The organism is Flavobacterium sp. (genome assembly GCF_020217025.1).
Taxonomy (GTDB): Bacteria; Bacteroidota; Bacteroidia; order Flavobacteriales; family Flavobacteriaceae; genus Flavobacterium.
The window spans coordinates 1-10,000 of record NZ_JAIWOF010000047.1; the positions used below are offsets into that span (position 1 = coordinate 1).

Annotated in this window: 11 protein-coding genes and 1 pseudogene; 6 read left to right on the top strand and 6 right to left on the bottom strand. The window is 32.7% G+C overall.

Translation table 11 applies throughout. The annotated features are described in order from the left end of the window. The first annotated feature begins 75 nt into the window (after positions 1-75). Positions 76-1,005, top strand: a complete 930-nt coding sequence (locus LDL23_RS02100; RefSeq protein ID WP_291264232.1) for a DUF6427 family protein — start codon at positions 76-78, stop codon at positions 1,003-1,005. Here LDL23_RS02100 and upp read toward each other — a convergent pair. After that, positions 1,000-1,653, bottom strand: a complete 654-nt coding sequence (gene upp / locus LDL23_RS02105; RefSeq protein WP_026725465.1) for a uracil phosphoribosyltransferase — start codon at positions 1,651-1,653, stop codon at positions 1,000-1,002. The two genes, LDL23_RS02100 and upp, sit on opposite strands and share 6 nt — an antisense overlap. Before the next feature lie 74 nt (positions 1,654-1,727). On the opposite strand from upp, the gene LDL23_RS02110 reads away from it, so the two are divergent. Together LDL23_RS02110 and LDL23_RS02115 are read left to right on the top strand one after the other, a co-directional pair. Next, positions 1,728-2,333, top strand: coding sequence for a DUF4254 domain-containing protein (locus LDL23_RS02110; RefSeq protein ID WP_194093615.1), 606 nt, complete (start codon positions 1,728-1,730; stop codon positions 2,331-2,333). Positions 2,334-2,344: 11 nt separating this feature from the next. Continuing rightward, on the top strand, positions 2,345-3,382 hold the full coding sequence (locus tag LDL23_RS02115; protein WP_291264233.1) for a glycosyltransferase family 9 protein: 1,038 nt from the start codon (positions 2,345-2,347) through the stop codon (positions 3,380-3,382). Between the two features lie 42 nt (positions 3,383-3,424). Here the strand turns inward: LDL23_RS02115 and LDL23_RS02120 are convergent, their stop codons facing one another. The 3 genes from LDL23_RS02120 to LDL23_RS02130 all read right to left on the bottom strand — a co-directional run bounded on the left by LDL23_RS02120 (position 3,425) and on the right by LDL23_RS02130 (position 6,079). Beyond that, complete coding sequence (locus LDL23_RS02120; protein ID WP_291264234.1) at positions 3,425-4,477, bottom strand: ferredoxin--NADP reductase; 1,053 nt, start codon at positions 4,475-4,477, stop codon at positions 3,425-3,427. Positions 4,478-4,526: 49 nt separating this feature from the next. Further along, on the bottom strand, positions 4,527-5,039 hold the full coding sequence (locus tag LDL23_RS02125) for an acyl-CoA thioesterase (protein ID WP_291264235.1): 513 nt from the start codon (positions 5,037-5,039) through the stop codon (positions 4,527-4,529). 98 nt (positions 5,040-5,137) lie between these two features. Next, complete coding sequence (locus LDL23_RS02130; RefSeq protein WP_291264236.1) at positions 5,138-6,079, bottom strand: SPOR domain-containing protein; 942 nt, start codon at positions 6,077-6,079, stop codon at positions 5,138-5,140. Between the two features lie 251 nt (positions 6,080-6,330). Here LDL23_RS02130 and dprA point away from each other — a divergent pair, with 251 nt between their 5' ends. The 3 genes from dprA to LDL23_RS02145 all read left to right on the top strand — a co-directional run bounded on the left by dprA (position 6,331) and on the right by LDL23_RS02145 (position 8,801). Beyond that, the gene (gene dprA / locus LDL23_RS02135; protein ID WP_291264237.1) at positions 6,331-7,434 is read left to right on the top strand and encodes a DNA-processing protein DprA; all 1,104 of its coding nucleotides are present in this window, start codon (positions 6,331-6,333) and stop codon (positions 7,432-7,434) included. A gap of 202 nt (positions 7,435-7,636) precedes the next feature. Then, entirely contained in the window at positions 7,637-7,957 is a 321-nt protein-coding gene (locus LDL23_RS02140; RefSeq protein ID WP_291264238.1) for a GIY-YIG nuclease family protein, read from the top strand. Positions 7,958-8,156: 199 nt separating this feature from the next. After that, entirely contained in the window at positions 8,157-8,801 is a 645-nt protein-coding gene (locus LDL23_RS02145) for a hypothetical protein (RefSeq protein WP_291264239.1), read from the top strand. A gap of 21 nt (positions 8,802-8,822) precedes the next feature. On the opposite strand, the gene LDL23_RS02150 is transcribed toward LDL23_RS02145, so the two are convergent. Both LDL23_RS02150 and LDL23_RS02155 read right to left on the bottom strand, forming a co-directional pair. Then, entirely contained in the window at positions 8,823-9,392 is a 570-nt protein-coding gene (locus LDL23_RS02150; protein WP_291264240.1) for a hypothetical protein, read from the bottom strand. Positions 9,393-9,408: 16 nt separating this feature from the next. Beyond that, a pseudogene (locus LDL23_RS02155) lies at positions 9,409-10,000 on the bottom strand (tryptophan--tRNA ligase); the annotation flags it as partial.

Below are 10,000 nucleotides of genomic sequence, written 5' to 3' on the forward strand. Positions count from 1 at the left end.
GATTGTATTCCTTCAAAAAATGATTTCATTTTGATAAAGTATTATATTTACACCACAAAAATATAAAATATTCGGATGTTAGCAAGCATTTTTAGTAAAACAAGACCATTTAATTATTTAGTAGTAGGTATTTTATCGCTTTTTTTCTTTTCTGTAAAGATAATTGCGTTAGCACAACCTAATGCCGATTGGATTTATTATGCTGAAGAGTTTGGTTTATACGTGCTTCTTTTTGCTTCATTATTCATTTTAAATTTCATTACGCTTAAGAACGGATTAACCAAAGGAAACAATTATGCATTATTTTTATTCTTTGTTTTTCTTTTGTTCTTTTCCTCTATTTTCCAGAATAAAAACATCATTATTTCTAACTTTTTATTGCTTTTGGCATTAAGAAGACTAATTTCCTTGAAATCTTTATTGCAAACCAAAGAGAAAATTTTTGATGCTTCGTTTTGGATTTTCTTAGCAGCATTATTTCACTTTTGGAGTATTTTTTACATCATTTTGGTTTTTATTGCGGTTATTCTTCACGTTTCAAAAGATTACCGAAATTGGATTATTCCTTTCATCGCTTTGTTCGCCGTAACCATTTTGTTCTTTCTAGCGAATAGTATTTTAGACAATACACTATTGAGTACACTGTTAGATAAAACGTATATCAGTTTTGATTTTTATTATTTCGAAAATGTTTACCAACGAATTGCTTTGGCCTTATTTACCTCAATAAGTTTATTTTTCTTTGTAACGCATGTTTTTGATTTACCAAACAAAGCTCTGAACATGCAATCGTCACACAAAACGATTTTGTTTTCTTTTATTCTTGGAGTTGGAATTTATGTGCTTTCTGCAAATAAAAACAACGGGTGTTTAGCGTTTTGTTTCGGACCTTTAGCTATAATTGGCGCTAATTTTATTGAGAAAATTGAAAACAATTGGGTGAAAGAAATTGTGGTGTATGCCTTATTAGGTTTGGGAATTTTCTTCTTTATAATGCAATTATAATTTAATTCCATAAGCTAAATCACCAGCATCGCCTAAGCCTGGAACAATGTAATTGTGCTCGTTTAGTTTTTCATCTAAAGCCGCTACCCATAAGTGACAATTTTCAGGAACGTTTTTCTCTAAGTATTCAATTCCTTCTGGAGTTGCAATCACAACCGCAATGTGAATTTCTTTAGGTTTTTGTTCCAAATGTAATTTGTGTAAAACTGCCACTAAAGATTGTCCAGTAGCTAACATTGGATCAATTAAAATTAAATTTTTCCCTTCGAATGATGGCGCTGCTTGATATTCCACCAAAATTTCAAATTTGTCGTCGTTGTCATAATGATGACGATAAGCCGAAACAAATCCGTTTTCTGCGTTGTCAAAAAAGCTCATGAAGCCTTGATGTAGTGCTAAACCAGCGCGTAAAATCGAACATAAAACTACAGGTTCTGCAATAGTTGTTGTGTGTTTGATTCCAAGTGGTGTTTGCACATCAATGTTTTTGTAATCAAGTGTTTTACTTAATTCGTACGCCATTATTTCTCCAATGCGCTCAATATTTTTTCTGAATCGCATGCTGTCATTTTGGATGTTCACATCACGAATTTGCGCTAAAAAATGATTAAGAATACTGTTTTGTTCGGAGATATAATGAATGTGCATCGATTTTATTTTTTGTAATTCAGGATAAAAGTACAAAAAATCGCTATTTTTGTATCAATTTAAAAGAGATAATTATGTTTGCTGAATTTGCATTTCCCATTTTTGAACAAAGTATCAAAACGTATCACATTATTGACGATGTGTATCAACCTGTTGTAAATCCTTATGAAAAAGGAACTATTGAATATTTGTTGTTTGCAAAAAATTGGGTAGATACGGTGCAATGGCATTACGAAGATATCGTTCGTGACCCAAATATTGATCCAGTTGCAGCTTTAGATTTAAAACGTAAAATTGATGCTTCAAACCAAGTTCGTACGGATATGGTAGAGTACATCGATAGTTATTTCTTGGATAAATACAAAGATGTTCAGGTAAAACCAAACGCAAAAATCAACACAGAAAGTCCAGCTTGGGCAATTGACCGTTTATCGATTTTAGCTTTGAAAATTTACCACATGAACGAAGAAGCAACTCGTGCTGAAGCTACGGCTGAACACAGAGCAAAATGTCAAGAAAAATTGAATGTATTGTTAGACCAAAAGAACGATATGTTTACTTCAATTAGTCAATTAATTGAAGATATTGAAGCGGGTGACAAATACATGAAAGTTTATAAACAAATGAAAATGTACAACGACGAGGAGTTAAATCCGGTGTTGTATCAGAATAAAAAATAGTCATCAAATTGATGTCTAAACCAAAACACATATTGGTAATAAGGCTCTCAGCCATGGGTGATGTCGCAATGACAGTTCCTGTGTTGAGAGCCTTAGTTTTGCAATATCCCGAAGTAAGAATCACAGTTGTTTCCCGACCTTTTTTTCAACCTTTTTTTAATGGAATTCCGAATGTGAATTTCTTTGGTGTGGATTTGAATAAACGTCACAAAGGTTTTATCGGATTACTTCGATTATTTTCCGATTTGCGAAAATTAAATATTGATGTAGTTGCTGATTTACACAATGTACTTCGCTCTAAAGTTGTTCGAATCTTATTCGCTTTAAGCGGAAAAAAAGTCGTAGCAACCGATAAAGGAAGAGCCGAAAAGAAAGCCTTAACAAGTTTGACTAATAAAGTTTTTGCTCCAGTTAAATCAATGGTCGACAGACATGTAGATACGTTCAAACAACTTGGATTTTCAATTGATTTATCGAATCCGCAATTTCCTGACAAAGCTATTTTATCAGAAGAAATTCTTTCCATTACGGGAGCTAAAAATCAAAATTGGATTGGAATTGCGCCTTTTGCTCAATATGAAAGTAAAGTGTATCCATTAGATTTAATGCAACAAGTAATAGATGGTTTAGCAGAAAATAAAAATCATAAAATCTTTCTGTTTGGTGGAGGAGAAAAAGAAATTCAATTACTGAATCAATTGCAAAACCAACATGATAACGTAATCGTTTTAGCTGGAAAACTAAAATTCAAACAAGAATTAGAAGTCATTTCCAATTTAGATATCATGCTTTCCATGGATTCAGGAAATGCACATATAGCTGCGATGTTGGGCGTTAAAGTCATTACGCTTTGGGGAGCCACGCATCCTTATGCAGGTTTCAAACCATTCAATCAACCCGATGATTTTTGTTTGACTTCAGATAGAACTCAATATCCATTATTACCAACTTCTATTTACGGAAATAAAAAAGTTGAAGGTTATAAGGATGTGATGCGAACGATTTTGCCATCTCAAGTTATTGAAAAAATAAATTCCAATCTTACCTAGATAAAATTGGAATTTAGAATTTATTATTTGGAATTTCAACTATTATACATCATCAAAATCTATCTTAATCGTAGCTGTTGTAGGATGCGCTTGACATGCTAACGTTAATCCTTCTGCGATTTCAGCATCGGTTAAAATTTGGTTCTTTTTCAAGACCGCTTCTCCTTCTGTAATTCTACAAATACAACTGCTGCAAATTCCCCCTTGACAAGAATAGGGAACATCTAAACCTTGTTTCAACGCCGCTTCTAATAAAGTTTGCTTTTGACTCATTTCGAAAGTCGTTTCTTCATCATCAACTAAAATGGAAATTTTAGTGTGACCATCAGCGTTTGCAACGGTTTCTCCTTCGTTTGATGAGGTAGAGAATAATTCAAATTTAATATCTGAACTCGCAATATTATTTTCTTTCAATGTATCCGAAACCAAATTGATCATCTCTTCAGGTCCGCATAAATAGAATTTTGAAAATTCCATTTCAGCATGTTTGTTTTTCAAGATGAAATTTACGGTTGATTTATCAATTCGACCAAACAAAGCATTATCAGCAGTGGATTGACTGTACACATATTGTACAAATAAACGTCCAACATATTGTAACTGTAAATCGTGTAATTGGTTGTGGAAAATGGTATCTTTTTCTGATTTATTTCCGTAAACCAATACAAAAGTACTGTTTGGTTCTTCTTCTAAAACCGATTTTAAAATCGAGTAAACAGGCGTAATTCCGCTACCAGCTACAAAAGCTGCGTAATTTTTCAGGCGTTCTGCTTTAGGTTCGAAAGTGAATTTTCCTTCTGGAGTTCCTACTTCGATTACGTTTCCAACTGCTAATTTTTCATTGGCAAACTTAGAGAAGAAACCGTTTTGGATGGCTTTAACGGCAATTCGTAATTCGCCACTTTTTGGAGAAGAACAAATCGAATACGCTCTTCTAATTTCTTGTCCGTCAAGCGTAATTTTTAAGTTTACATATTGTCCAGCGACGAATTGATAATACGATTTTAATTCGTCTGGAACATTAAAAAGAATCGAAACCGCATCGGCTGTTTCTTTGATGATTTCTTTAATGCTTAATTTATAAAAAGATGACATGTGATTTATTTTTTACAAAAATAAAAAAAAGAACCCGAAGGTTCTCAATTTATTCTGTAAACAACGCTTTTAATTCTGTTGCTTCGCTTGGTTTCATTTTTCCGGCTAAGACTAAGCTTAGTTGTTTTCTTCTTAATGCTGCTTCGTAACGTTGTTTTTCAAGTTCGGTTTCTGGTTCAATTGGAGGAACTGGAATTGGTCTTCCCGTTTCGTCAACTGCAACAAAAGTATAAATTGCTTCGTTTGCTTTGTTTTTAATTCCTGATTCTCGGTCTTCAATCCAAACATCAATAAAAATCTCCATTGATGTGTTGAATGTTCTTGAAACTTTAGATTCAACAGTAACTACACTTCCTAATGGAATAGCTCTGTTAAAAGCCACGTGATTCACAGATGCTGTTACACAAATTCTACGTGAGTGTCTTCTAGCAGTAATACTCGCTGCTCTATCCATACGAGCAAGCAATTCACCACCAAATAAATTGTTCAATGGATTCGTTTCACCTGGTAAAACTAAGTCGGTTAAAGTAGTTACCGATTCTGAAGGAAATTTTGGTTGCATTGTTTTTTTTGCAAAGATAAAGAGGAATTTGAAAATAAAATGCAAAAAAAAATCCCAAAATTGGGATTTCAATAATTTTTATGCAAAGTGTTAAAAATTTATTCGATTAACAACCAAGCTTCAGCATTGTGCGATTTTTGAATGTTTTTTCTTTCTGTTTGAGCCTCGTTTAAGTTTTTGAAACTTCCATAAACCACAGGATATAAGTTGTGTTTGTTCATTGGAAGCATCTTAGCATTTTCAAAACCAGTTGCTTTTAGTTCATTAATCGCTTTGTTAGCGTTTTCTTCACTTCTGTAAGCGCCAGCTACTAAATGATAAGGCATTTTTTCTTCAACTGGAGCGGCTACACTTAATTCAACGGCTTCAACCGGAGCGCTAATTACAAAAGTTGCTTCTTGAATTTGTTGTTGTACTTTCTCTTGTACGTTTTTCTGAACTGCTAAAGTTTTAGTCTCAATTTGTTGATCGTAATACGTTTTATATCCAAATCCACCAGCGCCCAACATCGTTACAAAAACAGCTGCATATTTCAAATACGAGTAATCTTTCTTTCTTTCAGGAGTAAAAATAATTGGTGCTTTTTCTTCTAAAGCTTCTACTTCTTGTTTTAAAATCTCTCTTGTAATTTCTGGAGAAACAAAAGGAGTTAATCCAAAAGAATCTGTTAAATAATTTACTGTATTCGCTGGTTCAAAAACCCAATTCATTTCATTATTTACCGAAATCTCACCAATGTTTTTCAACACCACACGATTGCGGTTTTGTAACAAATACGTCCATTCGTTCACCACATCACCAATTTTGATTACGGCTAACTCGTATGACATTTTTTCTTGTAATGCCACATGATTTGCCAATAAACCATCATTGTTTTTTACATTCGCATTAAACGAAACCACTTTTTTAGGTGGAAAAAATGAACTTGCGCTTCCAGTAACGTGAGCGGACACAGTTTCAGTTAAAAACGCACCAAAGCCAGGAACAGTAACGCACTGATAACGATATAATAAGTCGGATATGTGTTTTTCTATCTGCATAACAACAAAGTTAGATAATCAATAGTAATATCAAAATTTTATCAACAAAAATTATTAACAATTGCGGTTTTTACTGTAAATAATTGGAAGCGAATGGCTTGGACTTTCTTGGTTTCCTTGTACCTGCTGTCCGCTTTACACGGTGCCGCTCCCATCAGGGCTAGTTAGCTTTCTATTTTCTTTTTTGGATTATTGCTAAAAAGAACTATTTTTGTTGTTCAATTATACGCCAAATAAATTTTATATACGCCATGACACAGTCAGAATTATACCACACGCTTGCGTTGATGCAAGTGGAAGGAGTAGGAGATGTAATCGCTAAAAAACTCCTCCAACATTGTGGAAACGCAGCAGAAGTCTTCGCTTCAAAAAAATCCCAACTTCAAAAAATTGACGGCATTGGTTCGGTTGTAATAAAAAATTTACAAGACAAATCGGTATTTGCAAAAGCGGAAGCCGAACTCCAATTCATTGCACAAGAAAATATTTCCACTACTTATTTTCAAGACGAAAATTATCCTGAACGTTTAAAACACTGCTACGATAGTCCGGTACTTTTATTTCAAGCCGGAAATCTCGATTTACAAAACAAAAGAATCATTAGTATTGTCGGCACACGTCAAATCACGACGTATGGCATGGAATTTACTAAGAAATTGATTGAAGAAATATCCCCTTTAAATCCAATTATTGTTAGTGGTTTTGCTTATGGAGTTGATATTTACGCGCATCAAATGGCAATGGATTGTGGTTTGCAAACCATAGGTGTTTTAGCGCATGGATTAAATCAAATTTATCCAAAAACTCATAAAAAGTACATGGCAAAAATGGAACAAAACGGCGGCTTTTTAACCGAATTTTGGAGCACCAGCAAACCTGATAAAGAAAATTTCATCAAACGAAATCGTATAGTTGCGGGCATAAGCGAAGCTACCATCGTAATTGAAAGTGCCGAAAGAGGTGGTTCATTAGTCACGGCTAATTTAGCTAACGATTACAACCGAGATGTTTTCGCTGTTCCAGGAAGAACGACAGATAAGTATAGTCAAGGTTGCAATAATTTAATTAAAACACAACGCTCTAATTTGCTCACTTCGGCAGCAGATTTGGTTTATATTTTGAATTGGGAATTGCAGCGCGAATCTCAAAAAGTAATTCAAAAACAGTTGTTCGTTACCTTAACCGATGAAGAGCAAATCATTTACGATTACCTTCAAAAAGCAGGAAAAGAAATGATGGACATCATCGCATTAGAATGTGATTTTCCGATTTATCGCATTTCTTCTATTTTGTTAAATATGGAATTAAAAGGAGTGATTCGTCCTTTGCCAGGTAAAATGTTTGAGGTGGTTTAAACGTTTTCTTGTCAAGCTGAACTTGTTTCAGCTTCTTGATAATTTGAAATGATTAGATCCTGAAACGAGTTCAGGATGACAGAAGTTTAGTTTATAAAAAATAATATCAGATAGTTTGTCAAGCTGAACTCGTTTCAGCTTCTCCGAATTTTAAAATAATTAGATTCTGAAACGAGTTCAGAATGACAAAACAATAAAAAAAATGCCCTATAGAACTTATCATAATTATTGGGTTTATATTCTTACCAACAAACCAAAAGGCACACTTTACATTGGTGTAACTGGCGGGTTAGATGATAGAATGGAACGACATGTAAATAAAGAAGGAAGCAAATTTACTTCGAAATATAATTTGAATATTCTAGTATATTATGAAGAATTTCAGTTTATAAATGATGCAATTGCAAGGGAAAAACAACTAAAGAATTGGCATCGACAATGGAAAATTAATTTGATTGAAGCTTCTAATCCAAATTGGAAGAATCTGTGGAAACCATTAGATCCTGAAACGAGTTCAGGATGACAAGATTCGTGTATAAAAATGGCGTAATATTATGTTTGTCAAGCTGAACTTGTTTCAGCTTCTTGTTTATGTATGGAGATTCCGAAACAAGTTCGGAATGACAAGAAGACGTCTAGAGTTATTATTTGGAAATTTGAACTCGTTTCAGCTTCTCTAAATTTTTGGCTTATTTTTTGATTGAAATTCCTAAATTTAAAACATGAAAAAAGCACTTAGCATTATAACTATAGTTTTGTTTTTCTTCTCTTGCTCCGAGAAAGAAAAATCCTATGAAGAATTAGAAGCGGAAGTTTTGTGCGATGTGTTGCCGGAAATTGCAAAATTAGAGATTAAAAGTTTTCTCAGATTAGGAGTTGTTATTCCACCACCAGAACTTGACAAACTAAATTATACTAATAAACAGATTGATAGTATTAAAAAAGTAGAATATAATGATTGGGAAAAGTATAAAAGAATAAGAAAAGAAAAATCTGATAGTATAATTAATTTGGTTGAAAAATTTAAACGAATTGAATTTGGAATTTTAGATACTCTAAGAGATGTTGAAAAATTAAAATTTGATAAGAGTATTTATAAATTTAATAGTTTAGATTTTAGAGGTGTTGATTTAAAAGAATTTGAAAAATGTAATCTAAAAATTAACTTAGTAAATTATAAAAACACATTTGAGGGAGAAGATAGAAATTCAAACAATCCTTTAGTTTTTTTAACTCGAGTACTTATTGATGAGAATGAAGAAAAAGCATTTTTTTCTGTATTAAAAATGTATGGAACATATCATGTGTTTTGTAATTTATCAGTAAAGGAAAATAAATGGAAGATTGAAAAGATTATTAAAGAATAAAAAACCTCAAAATTTAGACATCTAAACTTTGAGGTTTTTCTTTATTTTTAATTCTGTTTCAATATCTGTTGGCATTAACATCCGATCTTTAAAACTTATTTTAAAATCATAATCGATTTTGTATAATTTTAAAATAGTATCTAATTCCTGTTTGTCGTCTGTGTTCTTTTTGCTATCAAAACGATGTCTATTCAAGGCACCAAAAGCATAACCAAGCAAAACAACCGCAATACAAATAAAAATTATTATTATTGATGAGGCTATAAATATAGGTTTACCACTTGCTTTACTTAAAATGTTTGCGATATAATCGTTGGATTTATAGGTAAAAAGAAACATAGCCAGACTCATAATTAAGTAAACTATAAAATAAGAATACACCCATTTCTTTTCTCTTTTCGTTTTTTGAAAAGCGATGTTAACTTCTGTTATCTTTTTTTCAAGATTTTCATTAAATGAAATCTTATCGCAGAATCCATCAAAATTTGGATTTTTGTTAGTCAAACTGCAAAAAACTCCAATTTCAAGATTTTGTGATTTATTTTTACACAATTCACAATGCTTAAAGAGTTTTTTGGAGTTTTCATTCATGTGTAAAAGATGTAAATTAATATCCCAACTTCTCTCTAACTCTTTTCAAAACACCATTTGCTACTGCACTTGCTTTTGCGGCACCTTCGAGTAATAATTTATCTACTTCTTCTAAGTTGTTACTGTAGTAATTGTATTTTTCTCTTTCGGTTTTGAATTTTTCAACGATTAATTCAAATAAGGCTTGTTTCGCGTGACCGTAGCCGTAATTTCCTGCTTCGTATTTGGCACGTAAATCAGCAACTTCTTCCGTAGAACCTAATAATTTGTATAATGCAAACACGTTACAAGTATCTGGATTTTTTGGTTCTTCTAGCGGTGTGCTATCGGTTTCAATTGTTTTGATTTGTTTAAGTAACGCTTTATCGTCTAAAAAGATATTGATAAAATTGTTTCTCGATTTACTCATTTTTTGTCCGTCTGTTCCCGGAATAATCATGATTTGCTCATCGATTTTCGCTTCAGGCAATACAAACGTTTCGCCCATTTGGTGATTGAATCTCGAAGCTACATCACGCGTAATTTCTAAATGTTGCAATTGGTCTTTTCCAACAGGAACAAAGTTGGCATCATACAATAAAATATCGGCTGCCATTAACATTGGATAC